Source organism: Paractinoplanes brasiliensis (genome assembly GCF_004362215.1).
GTDB classification, from domain to species: domain Bacteria; phylum Actinomycetota; class Actinomycetes; order Mycobacteriales; family Micromonosporaceae; genus Actinoplanes; species Actinoplanes brasiliensis.
Map to the genome: position 1 here is coordinate 6,461,536 of NZ_SNWR01000001.1, position 19,742 is coordinate 6,481,277.

At 72.2% G+C, this 19,742-nt stretch carries 18 protein-coding genes and 1 tRNA gene; 5 read left to right on the forward strand and 14 right to left on the reverse strand.

The window, feature by feature from the left end; all coding sequences use genetic code 11:
- Positions 1 to 18: 18 nt before the first annotated feature.
- Positions 19 to 149, reverse strand: a tRNA-OTHER gene (locus tag C8E87_RS43885).
- A gap of 295 nt (positions 150 to 444) precedes the next feature.
- On the opposite strand from C8E87_RS43885, the gene C8E87_RS29105 reads away from it, so the two are divergent.
- The 3 genes from C8E87_RS29105 to C8E87_RS29115 are packed head-to-tail and all read left to right on the forward strand — an operon-like array spanning position 445 to position 4,477.
- Positions 445 to 1,683, forward strand: a complete 1,239-nt coding sequence (locus C8E87_RS29105) for a DUF6271 family protein (RefSeq protein WP_166661279.1) — start codon at positions 445 to 447, stop codon at positions 1,681 to 1,683.
- A complete protein-coding gene (locus C8E87_RS29110) occupies positions 1,680 to 3,278 on the forward strand; it encodes a GNAT family N-acetyltransferase (RefSeq protein ID WP_133876030.1) in 1,599 nt (532 codons plus the stop codon). Before C8E87_RS29105 ends, C8E87_RS29110 begins: the two co-directional genes overlap by 4 nt.
- Positions 3,278 to 4,477, forward strand: a complete 1,200-nt coding sequence (locus C8E87_RS29115) for an MFS transporter (RefSeq protein WP_133876031.1) — start codon at positions 3,278 to 3,280, stop codon at positions 4,475 to 4,477. Before C8E87_RS29110 ends, C8E87_RS29115 begins: the two co-directional genes overlap by 1 nt.
- Here C8E87_RS29115 and C8E87_RS29120 read toward each other — a convergent pair.
- The gene (locus tag C8E87_RS29120) at positions 4,398 to 5,099 is read right to left on the reverse strand and encodes a class I SAM-dependent methyltransferase (RefSeq protein WP_133876032.1); all 702 of its coding nucleotides are present in this window, start codon (positions 5,097 to 5,099) and stop codon (positions 4,398 to 4,400) included. The genes C8E87_RS29115 and C8E87_RS29120 overlap by 80 nt on opposite strands.
- 304 nt (positions 5,100 to 5,403) lie before the next feature.
- Between C8E87_RS29120 and C8E87_RS29125 the strand changes: the two genes are divergently transcribed.
- Positions 5,404 to 5,697 carry a putative quinol monooxygenase gene (locus tag C8E87_RS29125; protein WP_133876033.1) on the forward strand — a complete coding sequence of 98 codons (294 nt, stop codon included), beginning with the start codon at positions 5,404 to 5,406 and terminating at the stop codon, positions 5,695 to 5,697.
- A gap of 16 nt (positions 5,698 to 5,713) precedes the next feature.
- On the opposite strand, the gene C8E87_RS29130 is transcribed toward C8E87_RS29125, so the two are convergent.
- Positions 5,714 to 7,846 carry an AAA family ATPase gene (locus tag C8E87_RS29130; RefSeq protein ID WP_133876034.1) on the reverse strand — a complete coding sequence of 711 codons (2,133 nt, stop codon included), beginning with the start codon at positions 7,844 to 7,846 and terminating at the stop codon, positions 5,714 to 5,716.
- A gap of 179 nt (positions 7,847 to 8,025) precedes the next feature.
- Between C8E87_RS29130 and C8E87_RS29135 the strand changes: the two genes are divergently transcribed.
- Positions 8,026 to 9,294, forward strand: coding sequence for an IS110 family transposase (locus C8E87_RS29135; protein WP_133872118.1), 1,269 nt, complete (start codon positions 8,026 to 8,028; stop codon positions 9,292 to 9,294).
- Positions 9,295 to 9,311: 17 nt separating this feature from the next.
- Here the strand turns inward: C8E87_RS29135 and C8E87_RS29140 are convergent, their stop codons facing one another.
- From C8E87_RS29140 to C8E87_RS29190, 11 genes are read right to left on the reverse strand one after another with little or no spacing between them, the layout of a single operon-like run.
- Positions 9,312 to 10,142, reverse strand: a complete 831-nt coding sequence (locus C8E87_RS29140; protein WP_133876035.1) for a Mov34/MPN/PAD-1 family protein — start codon at positions 10,140 to 10,142, stop codon at positions 9,312 to 9,314.
- Complete coding sequence (locus C8E87_RS29145; RefSeq protein ID WP_133876036.1) at positions 10,126 to 11,190, reverse strand: hypothetical protein; 1,065 nt, start codon at positions 11,188 to 11,190, stop codon at positions 10,126 to 10,128. The genes C8E87_RS29140 and C8E87_RS29145 overlap by 17 nt, the downstream gene beginning before the upstream one ends.
- A complete protein-coding gene (locus C8E87_RS29150; RefSeq protein ID WP_133876037.1) occupies positions 11,171 to 11,644 on the reverse strand; it encodes a hypothetical protein in 474 nt (157 codons plus the stop codon). The genes C8E87_RS29145 and C8E87_RS29150 overlap by 20 nt, the downstream gene beginning before the upstream one ends.
- A gap of 1 nt (position 11,645) precedes the next feature.
- Positions 11,646 to 12,071 (reverse strand): hypothetical protein, encoded by a 426-nt coding sequence (locus C8E87_RS29155; protein ID WP_133876038.1) that lies wholly within the window; start codon positions 12,069 to 12,071, stop codon positions 11,646 to 11,648.
- Positions 12,046 to 13,761 carry a ThiF family adenylyltransferase gene (locus tag C8E87_RS29160; protein WP_133876039.1) on the reverse strand — a complete coding sequence of 572 codons (1,716 nt, stop codon included), beginning with the start codon at positions 13,759 to 13,761 and terminating at the stop codon, positions 12,046 to 12,048. Before C8E87_RS29160 ends, C8E87_RS29155 begins: the two co-directional genes overlap by 26 nt.
- Positions 13,762 to 13,763: 2 nt before the next feature.
- Positions 13,764 to 14,012, reverse strand: coding sequence for a hypothetical protein (locus C8E87_RS29165; RefSeq protein ID WP_133876040.1), 249 nt, complete (start codon positions 14,010 to 14,012; stop codon positions 13,764 to 13,766).
- A complete protein-coding gene (locus C8E87_RS29170; RefSeq protein ID WP_133876041.1) occupies positions 14,009 to 14,731 on the reverse strand; it encodes a 4Fe-4S single cluster domain-containing protein in 723 nt (240 codons plus the stop codon). Before C8E87_RS29170 ends, C8E87_RS29165 begins: the two co-directional genes overlap by 4 nt.
- A complete protein-coding gene (locus tag C8E87_RS29175) occupies positions 14,728 to 15,927 on the reverse strand; it encodes a hypothetical protein (protein WP_133876042.1) in 1,200 nt (399 codons plus the stop codon). Before C8E87_RS29175 ends, C8E87_RS29170 begins: the two co-directional genes overlap by 4 nt.
- Entirely contained in the window at positions 15,924 to 16,463 is a 540-nt protein-coding gene (locus C8E87_RS29180; RefSeq protein ID WP_133876043.1) for an FHA domain-containing protein, read from the reverse strand. The genes C8E87_RS29175 and C8E87_RS29180 overlap by 4 nt, the downstream gene beginning before the upstream one ends.
- A 32-nt stretch (positions 16,464 to 16,495) precedes the next feature.
- A complete protein-coding gene (locus tag C8E87_RS29185; RefSeq protein WP_133876044.1) occupies positions 16,496 to 18,472 on the reverse strand; it encodes an AAA family ATPase in 1,977 nt (658 codons plus the stop codon).
- On the reverse strand, positions 18,469 to 19,734 hold the full coding sequence (locus C8E87_RS29190; RefSeq protein ID WP_133876045.1) for a serine/threonine-protein kinase: 1,266 nt from the start codon (positions 19,732 to 19,734) through the stop codon (positions 18,469 to 18,471). Before C8E87_RS29190 ends, C8E87_RS29185 begins: the two co-directional genes overlap by 4 nt.
- Positions 19,735 to 19,742: the final 8 nt, after the last annotated feature.

Consider the following 19,742-nt stretch of genomic DNA (forward strand, 5'->3'; position numbering starts at 1 on the left):
CCCCGTCGTCGTGTGTCGTGGGTCGCCGGGGGCTCGAACCCCGATCCTTCGGTCCCGTAAGAAGAAGAAGGAAGTGCACCCATGGCCGCGCGAGGCGGGGAGCGGGCACACTGTTCAGCCGAATGCTCTGCCAGTTGAGCTAACGACCCGCCCAGATCATCACACGCCCGGCTGAACCCCCGCGATCGAGTTTCCCGGCACATCCGGTGGCCGTCGGCCAGGTGGCCGGCGAAGCCGTCGCGGATCACCTTGTTCATGCCGCCGCCGGTGAGGATTTCCATGGTGCTCCTTCGCACGTGCGTCATGTCACATTGTGGATGGTTGGCGGGTAAACGCGGGTGAGCTGCCGGTCTAGACGATTGTCGAAGAAGGTGGGGTTGTGTCCGCAGATGGCCGCTATTAGGTTGACCCGCTGCAAGGAGTCTTAACAGATTCGTTGGGGTGATGTGTGTGAACGGCCGCCGGGTGTGCCTTGCCGTGCCCACCAATCGGGAGTGCTCGGCGACCCTTGCCGAGGTCGTCGCGGAGGCGGACTACGCGCGGCGCGAGTTCGGCGCGGACGTCCACCTGGTCGTTCTCGACTCCTCCGGGTATTTCGCGGAGCACGCCGAGGTGCTGGCCGGCGCGGGCCCGGTGTGGCATCTCGACGAGGCGGCCCAACGCGATTTCCTCGTACGGGTGATTCGCGCGTCCGGGGTGTCCAAACCCGACCTGCTGCTCGACCTGATGCTGCCCGGCGCGCTGTCCTACGGCGCCTGCACGAATCGCGTGTTCCTGATCGCGGCCGCGTTGGGCTGTGTCTCGGTGCACCGCCGGGATTCGGACCTCTACTTCCAGACGTACGGGGGTGAGAAGGTCTTTCCCATCCACGCCGAACTGCTCGCCATCGGCCTGCCCGCCCGTGACGCCGTGGCGACCGAAACCCGGCTCGACCCGGCGCTGAGCGATCTGCCGGTGGCCCTGGCCGGGGGTTCTTTCGTGGGGGACATGTCGGTCGACATCGAGGACATCCGCGGGCACGCCGGCTATCACGACCTCGTCAGCCTGTGGGCCGAACCGGGCGCGAGCGAGTCCGAGAAAAGGGCGTTGGTCGAGGAGTCCTTCACCGGCAGCCCCGCTTTCGACGGCGACCGCTCGGTGCTCGACGTGGTCGATCCGATGCGGGTCGACATGCACAACATCGCGTTCGCCGGGCTGCCGGAAAGGGTGCCGTTGCCCCCGGCCACCGACACCATCGGCAGCGACTACTTCCTCATTCACGTCGCGAACCGGGCCCGGCTCCCGGCCGTCGTGCACAACCGGCACATCGTCAATTTCCACACCGGCGAACGCAAGACCGACGCCGGGTTCCTCGCGTACCAGATGCGGTTCGCCAAGTTCATTCTCTCGATGTACTACTTCCATTTCATCTACGGCCGGATGACCGGCGACGACCCGGCCGCCATCGCCGCGATCGCGCGGGAGAGCACCTGGCAGCCGCGGGAGCCGAACGAGGCGCAGATCGACCGGATGGAACGCGCCTACCGGCGGCTGGGCGGCCGATTCACCGGGGTCGCCGACCTGATCCGCGAGCGCCGTGAGGTCTTGCTGACCGAGGCGCGGCGTGACATCGATGACTTCGTGCTGCTGCTCGAGGCGTGGCCGGCCCTCGTCGCCGCCGCGCGCGGCACGGACGTGCGGTGATTCCTGAGCACGTCCGGGCCGCGCTGGCCGAACCGGGCGACGACCGGATCGTCTACGACCTGACCGGCATCGAGAACCAGCTCGACACGCTGCTGGCGGAGCTGCCGGGGGTGCGCGTGCGGTTCGCGATGAAGGCCTGCCCGGTCGACGAGGTGCTGTCTGCCCTGGCCGACCGGGGCGCGGGGTTCGACGCGGCCGGCCCGGGGGAGATCCGCTCGGCGCTGCGGACGGGGGTCGCGCCGGAGGCCGTGCACTACGGCAACACGGTGAAGTCCGACGCCGACATCGCGGCCGCGCACCGGCTCGGCATCACCACGTTCGCCACCGACTGCGTCGAGGACGTCCGGGCGATCGCCGTCCACGCCCCGGGGGCGCGCGTGTTCTGCCGGTTGCGCACCGGCGGGGAGGGCGCGCTGTGGGGGCTCACCGGCAAGTTCGGCAGCGACGACCCGGTCGCCGTGCTGACCGAGGCGCGCCGGCTCGGGCTGACCCCGGCCGGGTTGTCCTTGCACGTCGGGTCGCAGCAGATGACCGTACGGGCGTGGGAAGGCGCCTTTGATCTGCTGGCCGCCGGGATCGAGCGGCTGGCCGGGCAGGGCATCACGCTCGACCACGTCAACCTCGGGGGTGGGCTGCCGGCCGCCGGTTACCCGGATCTCGTCCCGCCGACCGCTGCCGTGTTCGCCGCGATCCGCGACGGGATGCGGCGGTTGCGGGCGCTCGCCGGTGACGGGCTCGGTTTCGTCGTGGAGCCCGGCCGCTATTTGGTCGCCGACCACGGCGCTGTGCGGGCGCGGGTCGCGCGATTGACCGTACGGGGAACGCCTTGGCTCTATCTGAGCTGTGGGCGCTTCAACGGCCTGTACGAGGGGGACAGGGTGCGCTACCGGCTGGAGTTCCCGGGGCACGACGGCGCCGCGCTGACGAGTGCCATGGTTGCCGGGCCCAGTTGCGACAGCGACGACACGCTGGGCGGTGGACCCGTGCCCGTGCCGGCCGGCCTGCGCTCCGGCGATCCGGTGTGGATCCACGCCGCCGGCGCCTACGCGACCAGTTACACGACGGTGGGCTTCAACGGCTTCGAACCGCCGGCCTGCCACACCGTACGGGCCGAACGGATCCGCTCGATCGCGGGCGGGGACTGGGATGCCATCGCCGAGCTCGAGTTCGCCGCGTACGGCAGCCACGGCCTCTCCGAGGGACGAGCCGCCCTGCAGTCACGGGCCGCGAGCTCGCCGTCCACGTCGTTCGTGCTCGACATGGGCGACCGCGTCGGCGGCTATTTGATCGCGCTGCCGTACCCACGGTTCCGCGTCCCCGACCTCGCCCGGCCGGAGCCGGCCGTGTTCGATTCGGCCAACCTGCACCTGCACGACATCGTCGTCGACGAGAAACTCCGCGGGCGTGGGTGGGCCCGGCGTTTGCTGCGGCGGCTCACGGCGGTCGCCCAGGCCCAGGCGTACGAGGGAATCTCGCTCGTCGCCGTGGACGGCCTGGCCGGGTTCTGGTCGTCGCACGGGTTCCGGCCGCACGCCGACGTGCCGCCACCCGGCGGTTACGGACCGGACGCCGTCTACATGTCCCTGGGGATCTGATGTCGTTTCAGCGTTCCCGCGCGGCCGTGGCCGCCCTCTTCTTCACGCTGGGCTTCCAGTACTCGACGTGGGCGGCCCGGCTGCCCGCGCTCACCGACCGGCTCGGCATGAGCGCCGCCCAGGTCGGCGTGCTGCTGCTGGCCGCCGGGGTCGGCGCGCTCATCTCGTTCCCGCTGGTCGCCCGCCTGCTGACCCGGTACGGCTCGCGCCGCCTGGCCGTGGCGGCCGCGCTGGTGCTGGTGGCCGCCCTCGCCGGGCTCGCGGCCGCGCCCAGCTTCCCGGTGGCCGTGGCCGTCGTGCTCGTCGACGGTGTCGCCGTGGGCTGCCTCAACGTGGCGATGAACGCGCAGGGCGCCGCGCTGGAGGCGGCCTTCGAACGCACCACCATGGCCAAGCTGCACGCCCTGTTCAGCGGCGGCATCTTCAGCGCCGCCCTGCTGGCCTCGGCGGTCACCGCAGTCACCGGTTCGGTCGCGGCGCACTTCGCCGTGGCCGGCGCCCTGCTGATCGCCCTGGTCCTGACGGCCCGGCCCGCGCTGCTCACCCACGACCTGCCGGCCGCCGGCAGCACGACCGGCGGCGGCCGCTTCCGCCTGCCCGCCGCGGTGACCGTGAGCGTGGGGCTGGCGATGCTGCTGGCCACCGTCACCGAGGGCGCCATGACCGACTGGTCGGCCCTCTATCTGCGCGAGGTGACCCACGCCGAGGAGTACCTGCTGCCGCTGGGCATCGCGGTCACCTCGGCCGCGATGGTGATCGGCCGGTTGTTCGCCGACGGCTGGCGCGACCGCTGGGGCGACAAGCCGGTGCTGCTGGCGGGGGCCGCGCTGGCCGGTCTGGGCCTGGCCGTGGCGCTGCTCGTGGGCGGGGTCGTGCCGGCGCTGGCCGGGTTCGCCTGCGTCGGCTTCGGCATGGCGCCGGTGAGCCCGTGCCTCTACGTCGCCGCCGCCCGCCAGGGCCCGGCCGCGCTGACCGTGGCCGCGGCGATGGGCACCGCGGGCCTGCTGATCGGCCCACCGGCGATCGGGTTCGTCGCCGAGGGCGCCGGCCTGGTCTGGGGGATGGCCGCGGTGGTCGCGACCGCGTGGCTGGCCGCGCTGTGCGTCCTGCCGGTGCGGTTCAGTCCGTCCGGACGGCCTCAACCATCAGCGACACCCCCGGAAGCGACTGAACCGGCAGGTAACGCTCCGACACGATGACCGCGCTCAGCGCGGCGTTGACGATCGGGTTCATCTTCTTCAGGTCGCTGGTGGTGGACCTTTTCCGCACGTACGCCGCGGTCGGGCGCAACAGCACGTTCCAGCTCCACAGCCGCTCGATGCGCAGGCCACCACGCTCGACCGCCGCGCGCAGCGTGTCCCGCGTGTAGCGCCGCAGGTGCCCGACCGCCACGTCGTGCGCCGACCACAGCTTCATGTCGCAGGGGACGGTGATCAACGCGCTGCCGCCGGGCCGCAGCACCCGGCGCATCTCGGACACCACCCGCTCGTCGTCGTCGATGTGCTCGAGCACGTCGAACGCGCAGACGAGGTCGACCGAACCGGGCCGTACGGGCAGGGCGCGGCCGTCACCCCGTACGGCGGGAAGGGCGCGCTGCCGCGCGGCGGTGGCCCCGTCGTGACCGTACTCGACGGCGATCGGCGACCAGCCGTGCTGCAGCAGCACCCGGGTGTTGCCCCCACCGGCGGCCCCGATGTCGAGGGCGCGGCCCGGAGCGCCCGGCAGGCGGCGCAGGTAACGACGGAGCAGCGCGCGCCGCTCCCGATACCACCAATGGCGATCCTCGAGCGCTACCAGTTTCTGAATCTCTGCCCCGTCCACCCGAGCATTATTGGGGCGGGGCGGTGAATCCGCACTCCCTACTTTCCCCTTCCGATATCGTGTCGTTACCCCATTCATTGAGTCATTTCGATGAAGATGGTGTGCTGAGGCGGTCCGTGACCGCGGTGGTGACGGCGCTGGTGGTGGCTTCGGATCCCGCGCCTGAGCGGGCCGACGATCGCCAACGACGACCAGGCCACCGACACGTCCGGGCCGGGGCGCACGCCCACGGCGGCGTGGTGCTCGAGTCCGTGTCGTACTGGTACCGGTTCGGCGAAGATCGAAACCCACTACCGTTTGAGGCATGTTCGCACTGGTGGTTCGCTTTGATTGCCGTGACCTGGCCGCGGCGCAGCGGTTCGACGAGCTGACCGTCGACGTCGTACGCGAGATCGCGGCCAAGGAGCCGGGCACGCTCACCTACACCACGCACGCCGTGGCGGGGGAGCCGCTGGCCCGCGTCTTCTACGAGGTGTACCGCGACCGCGACGCTTTCGAGGCACACGAGACGGCCGAGCACGTCAAACGGTTCCACGCCACCAAGGACCCCCTGCTGACCGCAACCCGCGTCGAAATCCTGGAGCCATCGCCGCGGTGAGCTGGGCTTTCCATCTCTACGAAGCGATCCGGGCCGTCGGTGACCGGTCACCGGGCCGGCGGCGGATCCCGGCTAGCACGTCCTCGTCGGTGACCGGCTCGGCGTGGGCGAAACCGACCCGCCGCAGCGCGCCGAGCCGGGCCTCGCGGGCGATCATCGCGACCTCGGCGGCGGAGCTCCCCTCGGTCATCGAGGCGTACGTCCCGTACCGCTCGGCGAGCTCGTCGCTTCCCAGGTACATGGCGAACAGCGCGGTCCGGCCCGCCCGGTCGGGCAGAGGCACCTCGATGTGCAGCCCCAGCCGCCCCGGGCGCAGGATGGCCGGGTCGATGGCGTCGGGGTTGTTGGTCGCGCCGATGATCGAGACCTGCCCGAGGTCGACCATGCCGTCCATCTCGGCCAGCAGCTGGTTCACCACCCGGTCACCCGCGCCGCCGTCGGTCGCGCCGCCGCTGCGCCGCCGGGCGACGGCCTCGATCTCGTCGAAGAAGACCACGCACGGCGCCACCGAACGCGCGCGGGCGAACAGGTCCCGCACCGCCTGCTCGGACTCGCCGAACCACTTGGTCAGCAGCTCCGGGCCCCGTACGGCGATGAACCGCGCGCCGCATTCGTGCGCGACCGCGCGGGCCAGCAGCGTCTTGCCGGTTCCGGGCGGGCCGTACAGCAGGACGCCGCGCTCCATGCGCAGCCCGGCCTCGGCGAAGACCTGCGGCCGCGAGAGCGGCAGCACCAGGCGCTCGCTCAGCTCGGCGGCGGTCCGGTCCAGGCCGGCGATGTCGGCGAACGTGGTCGACGGGACCTCCGACACCACGCTGCCGATGGCCGACGGCGACACGAGCGTCAGAGCCTCCTCCCAGTCGCCGGGCTGGATCTGCAGCGGGGCCCGCGCCGTCGGAGTGGCGGACTCCAGTTCCTCGGCGGGAAAGGCGCGGCGAAGCGCGACCCGGCCGGCCTCGTCGCACAGGGCCTCCAGGTCGGCGCCGACGAAACCGGCCGTCCGGCGGGCCAGGTCGGCGTTGAGCTCCGCTCGTTGCGGCTCCCCGAAAGACAACGCCAGGTTACGGTTGTGCACGGTCAGGATGGCGCGACGCTCCTCCTCGCTCGGCGCGGCGACCCCGACCTGATGCCCGATGCGGCCGAGCCGCCGGATCGCCGGGTCGATGTGGTCGCGACGTGTCGTGGTCGCGATGACGATCGGCCGGTCGGGCGCGTCGAGCAGCTGTTGCAGGACGCTGAGCAGCGGCGGGAACGAGCCGGGCAGGGACCGGTCGCCGGCGATGTAGTCGAGGTCGTCCAGGATCACCAGGTGCGACGAGCCGGTCTCGGCGGCGAAGGCCGCCCGCAGTTCCGCCTCGGCCTCCGCCGGCTGTTTCGCGGCCAGCTCCGAACCGCTGAGCATGGTCGTCCGGGCGCCGCTGGTCGCCGCGACGGTGCGGGCGAGGAGCGTCTTGCCGGTGCCGGGCGGGCCGTAGATCAGGACGCCGGAGGGGGCGGTCACACCGAGGGCGGCCAGGTCGGTCCGGCGCCGCAGCGGCAGCTCGACCTCGCGGCGCAGCAGCGCGATGGCGTGGTCGAGGCCGCCGATGTCCTCGTATCCGAGAGCGCGGCCCGCCACGCCGGGAGCCCGCCGTACGCTGATCTCCAGCCGGTCGCTCATCGACGCGACCTCGACCGGCACGCCGGCCACGCGCACCGACACGACCGTGTACTCGCCCCGGCCCTCCGAGCCGAGGGGCTGGTGGGCGAAGCGCAGGCCGGGATACAGCAGGTAGTGGCCGTTGCGGAGGAACTCGCTGAGGCCGGTGCTCGTGTCCGGGTCGGACCCGGTCCAGCTGTCCAGGCGCACGTCGGCCTCGTCGGCCGGCCGGACCTGTCCGGCGTCGAGCGGGGTCACGTCAACCCGCTCGCCGTCGGCGACACCGAGAGCGGCGGACTGCCAGCGGTCCAGCAGCACCCGTTCGGTGTGGGCCAGCCGGTTGGTGAGGTCCCAGGCGAGCCGGCAGAAGATGGTCGCGCCGGCCGACGCGATCCGTACGGGGCTGCCGGCTGCCAGGCCGGGGATGCTGGCCAGGCAGCTGCCGTAGATGGTGTCCGCGCCGGCGCCCTGCACGATCGCGGTGCTGATGGCAGTACCTTCTTTCGTCATCGGGAGCCTCCGAGGAACGCTTTGGGTGCTTGTCCCTCGAGGACTGACATGAGACGGCGTCCTCGGAGGTGACCGGTGGAGGTCTGACGCCTTCGAGGATGTTGTCCCGTGAGGACTGGTCCATCAGCACGACGCCGCGCCTCCACCGCACCTGACCTGCGAGTTGGAAGGAGGTTGCCGTGCTGGGAGTCGGTCTGGACTGGGCCGAGGACCACCATGACGTCGCGTTGGGCGTGCCGGGCAAGGGGGTAATCGAACAGTTCCGCATCGACCACGGCCCCGAAGGGGTGGCCCGGCTGGTCGCCCGCTGCCTGGCCCTGGAAACCGACCCGGCCGAGGTCCGGGTCGTGCTGGAAACCCGGCACGGGCTGCTGGTCGAGGCCCTGCTCGATGCCGGGTTCACCGTGCTGCCGGTCAACCCGGACCTGGTCGCCCGCCGCCGCGGCCCGGCCAAGAAGAAAGACGACGCCGAAGACGCACGGATCTGCTGCCTGCTGGCCCTCGACCCCTTTGTCGAGCTGCGCAAACTGATCCCGCACGGCGAGCTCGGCGCGGAGCTGCGGGCCATTGCTCGTGACGACGACCGGGCCGCCCGCGACGAACGGCGCCTGGGTAACCGGCTGCGCGCCGACCTGCTCGCGGTGTTCCCCGCCGCGATCGACATCGCCGACGGCGACCTGGGCGCGGCAGTGTTCCTGCGCCTGCTCGAGCGCTGGCCCAGCCACACCGAGCTGGCCGCCGCCGGCCGTGACGCCGTCGAAGCCCTGGCCCGCGCCAACCGGCACGGCTGGCCCGACCGGTTCGCCGAACGGGTCATAGCTGCCCTGAACAGCCCGCGGCTTGCGGTGCGCCCGGAGCTGGCCCGGGCGAAGGCCGGCAGCATCCGGCTGGCCGCCGCGCAACTGTTGCTGCTGCGCGAGCAACGCCGGGTCTGGCAGCGGCGGATGGGTGAGCTGCTTCTGGGAAGCCCGCGTGTCGGCCGGGCGAAGCAGCCGAAGGAGCCCCGGCCGGGGAACGCGTTCCCTGGCGGCGAGATCTACCTGAGCATGCCTGGCCTGGGTGATCGTCTCGCCGCCAGGGTCGCCGGTGAAATCGGCGAACACGTCGAGCAGTTCACCACACCCAACGCCCTGCAATGCTATGCCGGGACCGCCCCGGTCACGAGACGCTCCGGACGCAGCGAGTTCGTCATCGCCCGCCGCCTGGCCTACAACCGCTACCTCGGCAACGCCGTACATCAATGGGCCTTCTGCAGCCTGCAGCAATCCGGCTGGGCCCGCGCCTTCTACGACGCCAAGATCGCCAAAGGCAAGAGTCACAACGCTGCCCTGCGTGCCCTCGGCAACCGCTGGCTGGAGATCCTCTGGCACTGCCTGCGCCTGAACGTGCGCTACGACGAAGCCGTCCATACCGCCCACCGCACCCACGCCCTCAAACAGGCTGCTTGAGGTTGACAGAGGATGTCTCATCCCGCCTCCTCGTCCACGACCTTCGAATCGGGCCCGATTCCGGATTCGGCGGCGACGTCGGATTCGTCCGCGACCTGGGATTCGGACGCGACGTTGGATTCGGGCGTGACGTCGGATTCGGGCGCGACGTCGGGTTCGGTCAAGACGTCGGGTTCGGCTGCGGCCTCGGATGGGGGCACGGCCTCCACCTGGGGCGCGGGGAAGATGCTGTGCACACCGGTGGTGCTGACGATCTCCCAGCACCCGCCGTTGCCCTCCCGTTCCACGGCCTCGGCCAGCTGCGCCGACCCCGTCCAGCTCAACGTGTCCTCCGGGGCCGGCTCGACCTCGCGGATCGACTGCCGGTCGGCCGTGCGCGGTCCCGGCTCCACCGGCGCGTCCCGGTCCGGCGCGGACCACCACCCGATCCGGTCGACGTCGTCACCCGGCTGGTACGGGTCGACCACCACGGCGACGGCGGCCGGGTCGAGCTGCGTCCAGGCGGCGAACGTGGTGACGTCGGTGTTGGACAGGTACAGCCCGATCCTCGGGTGGGTGTGTACCCAGCCGACGATCTTTTCGACCGGCCGCAGCACGCCGTCCGCCTCGATCGTGTCCGAGGCGTTGTGCAGGATCTCGATCGCGTTCACCGCGAACGCGCAGTGGCTCGACGCGTGCGCGAGCTGAGGTGGGAAGACCGCCAACGACACCTGGGTCGTTCCCTCGTCGCGGCGGCCGAGCAGCACCCCGCCTCGTTCCACCGGTCCCAGCTGCCGGAGGAACGCGACCAGGGTCCGGGCGAGCCCGGGTTCGAACTGGACCCGAGGCCTCTCATCGCCGGGTTGCACGAGACAACGCTCCCTTCGGCGCGGCGTCGCCCAGCAGGATCAGCGGGGGCTCGGCGCCGGCGTCGGCGTACGCGCCGTCCAGCGCCGTCCGCAGCCGGGCGAGAGCATTCCGGCCGACCAGACCCGTCGCGGTGTTCATCGGCAGGATCTTGCGGCCCTCGCCGTTGAACACGCCGATCGCCTCGGAGAGCGCGGCCTGGCTGATGTCGATGACGATCGGGGTGAAGTTGGGGTCGAGCGCCCGCCAGCGCTGCGACGTGGCGTGGTCGGTGCCGGACAGGAACACGCCGAGCCGCGGATGGGTGTGGACCCAGGTGACGACGATGGTGTCGCCCCGGACGCCGATGGCCGGCGCGACCGCGTTGATGGCGTGACGCACCCGATCGACCTCGGCCGAGGGGAACTCGCAGGCCACGGCGTTGGCGTGGCGCTGAGCGGGGAAGACCGCGCCGAACACCAGCAGGGTTCCGGGCGTCCGAACGAGCAGCGCGACGCCACCCTGTTCGTACGCTCGTGGGTTGAGGTTGCGCCGCGCCTCCGCCCAGAAGCCCTCGTCGAGCGCGACGGCGAGCTCGGCCTGCCCGAGCCGGTCCTCCCAGCCCGGCCGCAGCAGGGCGGGCGAGCCGGTACGCGCCGGTTTCACCCACCGCCATCGCCGGCGGCGGGGCCCGCGGTGGAGGGAGACCGCCAGCAGCGGGCCGGCGGCGAGCGGAGGCAGCAGCAGCCAGGCGCCGATCGGCTGCCGGGCCAGGGTGAGGCTCATCGCGACGGCGATCAGCAGGGCGGTGCCGAGCAGGCAGAGGCCGTAGCCCAGGCGCAGGGCGGCCGGGTCGGCCTGCGCCCAGCTGGCGGTGAGCACGGGCAGGCCGATGACGGCGAGGGCAACGGCGATGGAGAGGCCCCAGGCGGCGGCCTGCTGACCGGACGTGTCGCCGCGACGGCCGGCCACCACGTACGTGGCGGCGAGCGCGACGAAGTAGACGGCCCAGATGAGTACGCCGGCCGTTCGCGGCCCGGGATGAGAGAAGCTATCTGGCTGGGCTGACATGGTTCTCCACGTTCAGGAGTTGCTTGGCGTATTCCAGGGCGTTGCCGAGCGTCCGTTGTGACGGCGGCGCCTGCAGCCAACCGGCCGCGAAGGTGTTCCAGCAGAGGCTGGGCAGCGGGCTACCGGCCCAGGGGCAGTAGTGCTTGGCCGACGGCCAGATGTTGACGTGCCGGATGTCCCGGTCGGCCGGGGAGCGGACCCAGGCCGGAGGGATGGCGGCGCCCAGATTCGAGACGTCGACGATCAGCAGGTAGGGGCAACGGACTAACCTGTCCGGGTCCCGGCCGCCGCGGATGCCGGTCACGCTCAGGCGGATGGCCATCACCGGCCCGGGCGGTTCGGTCGTGGTCCGCCCGGACCGTCGTGGCGGCGGTGTGACACCGCGGGCGATCACCCCGAGGTCGGGATAGCCGCTCGCGGCCAGGCGCCGCACCGCCGCGTCGGTGACGCCCATGTCATCTGGCCGGGCTGTCGGGATTCACATTGGCGAGGACCTGGCGCACGGCCTCCAGAAGATTGGCCAGCCCGCGCTCGGCGGTGGCCGTGCCGCGCCACGCCTTCGGGGTGTCGCCCCAGCAGAGCGTGGGCATCTTCCTGCCGTTGAACGGGCACACCTCCCTCGCGCGGTAGATGTTCCTGTGCTTGATCCGCGAGTCCTCCGGGGACGCTATCCAGATCGGCGGGAGGGCGGTCTCCAAGCTCCGCACCGAGGCCAGCACGCGGTACGAGACCGGAACGCGGTCGCTGCGTTTGCTGCCGGAGATCCCGCCGATGACCACCGCTATGGCGGTGATGAGGTTGCCGCTGGTGGCCAGCGGCTGGAGGCTGGGGAACATGCCGGTCGCCCGGCGGAAGTCAGCGCTGCTGATCGGAATGGACACGGATGCTCAGCTCCTCGGTGGGTGTGGCCTCTAGCAGGTGGGCGGGGCATTCCCCCGGGTCACGGTCGGCCGCGCGATAGCCGGCCAGGACCCCGTCGATGCCGTTCCAGGCGTGGAACCGGGCCACGGCGGCGGCGTTGCCGGTGAGCTCGGCGATCAGCGTCGCGGCCTGGATCCCGCCGATGATCGCCGCGCCGGTGGCGATGGACGGCACCGGCACCGGACCGGTCACGTCGGTGCAGGAGAGCCGGACCGGGTCGAGCGCCACGGATCGGCCCAGCCAGCAGACGACGCAGCGGCCGTTGTCCTTCGGGTCGCACACGTGCACCCGGCCGACGAACCCGTCGACGGCGCCGTTCACCCAGGCGATGCCGAGCCGCTCGGTCAGGCAGTTCAGCACCCACCGGGTCTGCTGGTTGTCCGGGCAGGACAGCACCGCGTCGGCGGAGCGCAGGGCCGAACCGAGCCGGTCGATGCGTCGCCGCTGCTCGGCGACGGCCGGGTCCACGTCGAGCAGCACCTCGTCGCCGAGCAGCTGGTCGCGCCCGTGCACGTCGATGACGGTCTGGATCCCGGTGACGGTGATCTCCGGGTTGATCGCGGCGAGCCGTTCCGCGGCCCGTTGCGCCTTGGGCCGGCCGATGTCGGCGTGGGTGTAGAGCACCTGCCGGTTGAGGTTGTGCCGTTCCACCTCGCCGTCCATGTCGACCACGCACAGGTCGAGGTCGTCGGCGGGCGTGGCGGCCAGGGCGGCGCCGGCCCAGCTGCCGAGGGCGCCGGCGCCGACCATCACGACCCGGGAAGCCGGCAGGCGGCCGGGCACGGCGACGTCCGGTCCGGCGAACGGCGACCAGCTCAGCGCGGGCGCGGGCCGGGCCGGCAGCCGGTTCGGCCGGACGGTGACGCCGGCCGTCGTGGCCCGCGCAGGCAGGCTGACCACCACGGTGTCGTCGTCGATGATCATCGTGATGCGGGCGTCCACCGGGGCGCCGTCGCGGAGGATGCGGAAGCCGGCGGCGACGGCCGGGCCCGCGGCGACGCCCAGCACCGCATGCAGGTCGGGCGCGTCGAGCCCGGTGCCCGCCGCGTACCGGCCGATGCCGGGCTGGCGCAGCCACAACCGTTCCTCGGTCCACCCCGACAGCACCGCGGGACCGCTGACCAGCGCCCCCAGCCCGGCGATCACCGCCTGGGCCAGGAGCCCACCGCAGACGCAGGCCAGGGCCGCGGTCAGCACGTTGGGTGCGGCGGGGCCGTCCGGGCCAGGTTCGGGGCCCACCGACAGGGAGGTGGCGTGCACCTGACCCCAGATGTCCACCGGTCCGCGGGCGTCGATTCCGGCCAGCTCGCCGGCTCCCGGGACGGCCACGGTCAGCGCCCGATGCAGCGGCGCCCCCTCCGCAGTGACGTTCACCGCCGGGTCGAGGTCGTGCATCCGGCGGACGAGCGCGGCGCCGAGGTCCGTGCCGACGTCGTCCGGCCGCAGCAGGAACTGGCCGGAGACGTCGGCCGGGGTGGCCGGGCGAGCCGCGTCCCGCAGATGGATGGCGCCGTGCCGGGTGGCGACGCCCAGCATCGCCAGGCACTGCAGCAAACAGGTGAGGGCGGGACCCGTGCCGGCCACCTCGACGGACGCGTCGGCCAGCACGTCCTGGGCCACGAGCGCCTGCTGTCGTGCGTACTTGTCCACGGTCAGACCCGGCCGGCGGAACCACCGCGGACCTCGTCGCCGGGCAGGCCCACCGACAGGGTCAGCCCGGCGAAATCGGTGGCCTCGCGGTTGTCGACGACCTGACCGTCCTTGTCCCGGACGCTGAACTGGTTGCCGGCCGCGATGAGACCGCTGGCCTCCACCGCCTGCTGCACCGTCTGCCCGGGCTGCACCTCGACCGGCTGGTTGTTGCCGTCCAGGGCGTTGCGGAAGTTGACTACCGTCGTCATGAGGTCTCTCCGTTGTCGTGCGAATCGGCGCTCCTGCGCCGCTTACCGTGTTCTGACGGACAGGGACGCCAGGTGACCGCCTCGGCCGGCAATCCGCGGCGGCGCAAGTCCCCGTCGAGCCGGGACAGGGTTCCGAGCCGGGGCACACCGACGATCCACACGCCGTGCTCGTCCGCGCGGACCTGCAGCGGCGGTTGCTCCGGTTCCCAGTCGAGGTAGGGCGCGTAGCGGCGGCGGCCCAGCTCGGACCGGAGGACCATCTGCTGGTTGGCCGAGCCGCGCCACACCAGGCGGGTCGGCCGGCCGGCTTCGTACCGCCCGGTCACCAGGACATCCGCGTACGAGGCGGCGAGCTGCTGGTGAGCGTCGAGCTCCTCGGGGGTGTGGCCGGTGAACAGCAGGATGTCGGGTTCGCCGGTCGTCCCGGCGCGGAGGCGGTGGACCTCCTCGAGAAAGACGGCGAGCGGGCCGGGCTGGGCCAGCGGTTCGCCGCCGCTGATGGTCAGGCCGTCGGCCCCCTGATCGAGGGCCTGCCGCCACTGGGCGGCCAGCCGGTCCACCGGCACCTCGAGGCCGCCGCCCGGATCCCAGGTGTCCAGCGACATGCAGCCCTTGCAGGCCAGCGGGCAGCCCTGCACCCAGACACCGAACCGCCGGCCGGGGCCGAGCGCGCTGACCGGGAAGTGGGTCCGCGCGACGCGCAGCGTCTCGCCGGTCATCGCCGTACCTGCAGGCCGCGCCGGTGCTGAACGGCCTCGGTGAAGGTCGGGTCGCCCACGGACCGGGCGAGCGCGGCGAAGTAGGCGTCCTCGGCGGCCCCGTACGCGTCCCGGATGGCTCGTTCCTGCACCTCCGGGTCACCGCCGGGCGGGCCGTCCGGAGTGGGCGGCGACAGGTACGCCGGGTTCAGCCGGGTGGCCATCGTGCGCATCAGCAGGTCGACCCGGTTGCGCTGGGTGCGATTGCGGACGTACGCCTCCTGGAACGGATGGCGCCGCGCCAGGCCGAGCATGAACGCCATCGCGCCGACCACCAGCATCAGCGCCACGAACATCAGGATCACCGTCAGCGGTGTCACGGCGACCTGCTCGGGGCGGGTGAGGTTCTCCTCCAGCACCCGGCCACGCAGCAGGCCGAGCACGACGACCACGAACAACCAGCTCGCCACGAGCACGGCCGCCGCGTACCAGCCGTGCCGCTCCCCGCCGGTGGCGTTCCGGCTGCGCAGCAGCGTGCCGGACAGGAACGGGCCGAGCACGATGACCGCCGACGTCAGCAGCGTCATCCAGCGGATCAGGGCGCCCTGCTGCGGCACGTCGCCGAGGAAGTAGTCGAAGACGGCGAACTGCACGACCGCCTCGGCCGCGACGAGGACGCCGAGGATCAGCACCCGCCAGATCAGCCGCAGCGGGATCGACTCACCCTCCCACGGCGTACGGTCGCCCTCATGCGGCTGCTCGATCGGGTCGAGCACGCCGTCGAGGTCGGCGGCGGCGCGGGCCTCGGCCGCGGCGTCCTGGGTGGCGAGCCCGGCCATGCGCGCCCGGGCGTCGTCCATCCGGGCCTGCGACTCGTCGCGCCGGGCCTGGGCCGCCGCGATCCGCTCCTGGGTGTGCTGCTGGGCGGCCCGCAGCGAGGCCAGCGCCGCGTCCCGGCGTTTGCGCAGCTCACGGACGTAGTCGGGGTCGAAGTCCTCGGACGGCGGGTCGTCCGGGCCGCCGAACGACCAGTGGTCGAACATCATGGCCTCGGCGTCCGCGGCACCCTGGCGCTCCGCCTCGGCGGTCAGCTCGGCCGCGGAGATCCGCGGGTCGACCTGGGGCCGCGGCAGGGGTGTCGCGCGGGTCATGACGAGGCCGCCGGCGATGGCCCACAACGACCACCACCGTTCGATCAGGCGCTGGAAGAAGGTCATGGTCTGGCTTCCTGACGGGAATAGACGTGGACGACTCCCTCGGCGTGCAGGGCGAAGCGGACCCGGGTTTCCGGGCGCAGCAACCGGCGCTCGGAGGCGGGGATCTCGATGCCGTCGAGAAAGGTGCCGTTCGGGGTGGGCACAGGCTCTATCCAGGCGCGGCCGTTCGGATCGGTCCCGACGACCGCGTGATGGCGGGACACGTTCGGATACGACCCGAAGAGCGCGGCGTGCGGGCCGCGCCGGCCCAGCTCGACGCGGGCGTCCCGGCCGAGCTCGACCTGGCCGGTGGGGAACCGGACCACCAGCACGGGCGGCGTCAGCGATCTGCGGCACTCGGGATTGAGGCATTCCGTGTTGCCGGGGTGGGGCACCGGCGTGCCGCAGTTCCAGCAGGCCGACCGGTCCTCTTCCGGCTGCGGCATCGGTTCCGGCTCGAGATCCGGCTCGGGCTCGAACCCCGTCGTCGTCTCCCCGGCGTACGGCTCGACCGGCACGATGTGGGTCGGGCACATCCCGGTGTCGTCGTCGAACAAACGGCCGGGACCGCACCGGGGGCAGACCTGGCTCACCACCCCCGCCCGCCCGTGGCCACCCTGGCCTCGAGCCGTGGCCCGGCGGTGGCGGTGGCGGGATAGGCGGCAATGACCTCCACGCTCGAGCCGGGCGGGGCGTCCAGGTCGAACAGCTCGCGCGCGAGCGGGTTGATGAGGTTGCTCTCCAGCAGGTTGCCGATGCCGCGGCCGCCGTTCGGGGTGTCGATCGTGCAGGCCTCGCGCAGCTGCTCGCGGGCGTGGTCGGTCAGGCGGAGCGACATCTGCAGCTCGCGTTCGACGGTCCGGACGACGTTGCTCAGCTGCAGTTCGAAGATCGTTGCGGCCGCGTCCTTGTCGATGAAGTTGAAGACGACGATGTTGTCACCCAGCCGGTTGAGCAGCTCCGGGCGTTCCAGCGTGACGGTGAAGTGCTCCCGCACCGCGGCCTTGACCGTCGCCTCGAGGTCGGGGTAGGGCATGCCCGGGTAGACCTGCTGGACCCGTTCCCCGGTCGCCTTGTCGGTGGTGATGATGCCGAGGTTCGACGTGAAGATCAGGACGCATTCGGAGAAGTGCGTGGTGATGCCCTGCCCGTCGGTGAGCCGGCCGTCCTCCAGGATCTGCAGGAACTTGTCCAGCACCGACTTGTTCGCCTTCTCGATCTCGTCGAACAGCACGACCTGGAAAGGGTTGCGCCGGACCGCGCCGGTCAGCTCGCCGCCGGCCTCGAAACCCACGTAGCCGGGAGGCGCGCCGGTGAGCCGGTCGGCCGCGTGATCCGCCGCGAACTCGCTCATGTCGAACCGCAGGTAGGCGTTGACGTCGCCGAACAGCAACTCGGCGATCTGCTTGGCCATCTCCGTCTTGCCGACGCCGGTCGGCCCGGCGAAGAACAGCACACCCCGGGGTCGGGACACGGAGCTAGTCGCCTGGGCGCCGGACAGCCCGAGCGCGGCGCGTTTGAGGATGTCCAGCGTCTTCTTCGTCGCCCGGGGCTGACCGACGATCCGGTCGGAGATGACCTGCTCGCCCTCGGTGATGTGTTTCTTCACGCTGTCGTGCCGCCACGGGTTGTCGGTGACACCGAGCTTGTAGGCGCGGACCGCGTCGGGGATCTGGTCGGCGCCGAGGCCGCGGTCCCGGGAGAGCCGCACCACCTCGGTCATCGCCCGCAGCGTCATGCCCTCGGTGAGCTTCGCGAACTCGGCGGCGGGGGCGGCGCTCACGGCGCTCCGGGCGGGTGGCAACATCGGCGTGACCACCTCGGCCAGCCGTTCCCGGTCGCCGAGCGTCGGCATGCCGACCGCGATCGTCCGGATCGGCTCCACCCCGGAGGTCAGCCAGGCCGGCAGGTCACGTTCGCCCTCGGTCAGCCAGATGATCGGGTTGTACCGCTCGCCCGGCACCGTCCCGGTCTCGAACGGCTCGGCAGTGAAGGCCAGCTTCTGGCAATACAGGAAGAAGTCGCGCTCCGCCGGGTCGAGCTGACCGGGAACCCGGGTGATCCGGGCCGCGTAGTCGATGACGAACGCGGCCCGTACCGGCGGCCGGACCGTCGGGTCGCGTTTGGCCGGAGCGGCGGCCTGATGCCGAGGGCCGGGCGCGGGCTCAGCCGGGCCCGGACCGGCGGCGCCGCCTTCCGCCGGAGGCTGCTCGGCGACGCCGACGACCTTCGCGAGGTGGGTGCGGAGTCGTTCCAGCGACGGCCGCCGCCCGATGACCCGGTTGCCCAGCAGCCGCTGGGCCGCCTCGACCGGCACCGGCTGGGGCGGGAAGACCGCGACGCCGTCGACCGGGTCGTAGCAGACCAGGCAGGAGTAACCCCGCGGGGAGAGGGCCGCCCAGAGCAGCGGCAGCATCGCCACCGGCCGGGCCGGCCGCCCCGGCGGTTCCATCAGGAACAGGTCCCGCAGATTGCCGTGCAGCACGAACTGCGAATGCACGGCGAGCGTGCCGGCCAGCTCGTTGACGAAGGCCGGGAAGCCGGGCAGGAGCGGTGCGGTGGTCATCGGGCCTCCCGTGCGCGGAGCTGCTGGACATGGGTCTCGGGGGCGGTCGCGGCGCGGCGTTGCGGCACGTGCCCGTGGTCGATGACCACCTCGGCGTCGAGCCGGTGGGCCAGCTCGGCCAGGTCGGCGTTGAAGTCGTCGCAGCGGTCGCGGTCGCGCATGACCGCCTCGTCGCCGTCGACGTCGTGGTCGCGGACCACCCGGCCGTGCACAACGTTGTTCTCGTCGATCCAGACCTCGGCGGAGTGTTCACCCTGCCAGTCGGTGCGGGTCAGATGCAGGTCGGAGCTGCCGTCGACGGTGTAACCCTGATCGGCCAGGCACTGGCTGACCGCCTCCCGGACGAAGTTCGCGCGGACCACACCCTCCGCCCAGCGGGCCGCGCCGGCGCCCTCCTCGAGCAACTCGGGTGTGAGGTCGGCGTCGCCGGCCACGACGGCACGGAGTTTGGCGGCCGTCCCGGTCCAGGGCGCGGGCGGCGGGGTGCGGACCACCACCGGCTCCTCCAGCACGCCGGCGAGCTGCGCGGCCAGACGCCGCCGGCCCGCCCGGCCGTTCACCTCGGCCACCTTCATCTGGAGCTGGCGGGTGAAAGCGGACCCACCCGTACGAGCCTTGGCGGCCGCCTCCAGCACCTCGAACCGGTCGTTCTCGTTCGCGTCCTCGTCGAGCGTCCGCACGATCGCGTCGACATCCGGGCCGCGGCCGGGGGAGCGGGTGGGCGTGGGGGAGGGCGCGGCCGGGCGGTTCCGCAGCGTGGCCTGCAGACGGCTCAGCGCCTCCGCGGTGTCCGGCAGCGCCGAGACCGTCGCGGGCAGGGCGGCGGTCAGCCTTTCCCGCTCGGTCGCGGAGCGCGCGGTGGCGAGCGCGTCGTTGGCAGCGCTCAGCAGCACCCGGGCCCGCGCGGTCCACTGCACCGCTTCCTGCTCGGTGCACCCGTCGAGGCTCAGCGGCGCGGGAACCGCGACCACCACACCGGTCCGGCTCGCCCGCGCGGCCAGCATCCGGATCCGGGCGTTCACCTCCACCACCTCGGCCGCGATGTGCGGCCAGCGCATCGCGGCGATCTCGGCCCGGCTCTGCCGTTCGGCCTCGTTCTCGAGTTCCTGACCCACTCGGCCCAGCGCGCGCAGCGCCGCCTCGGCCGCCTGGTTCACGGCCCAGACGGTCAGCGCGGCCGCGGCGGCCGCCGTGAGCACGACAACGGCCCCCGCGGCCAGCACCGCGGTCATCGGCAGGACCACAACTCCACCAGCACTCATCGTTCCTC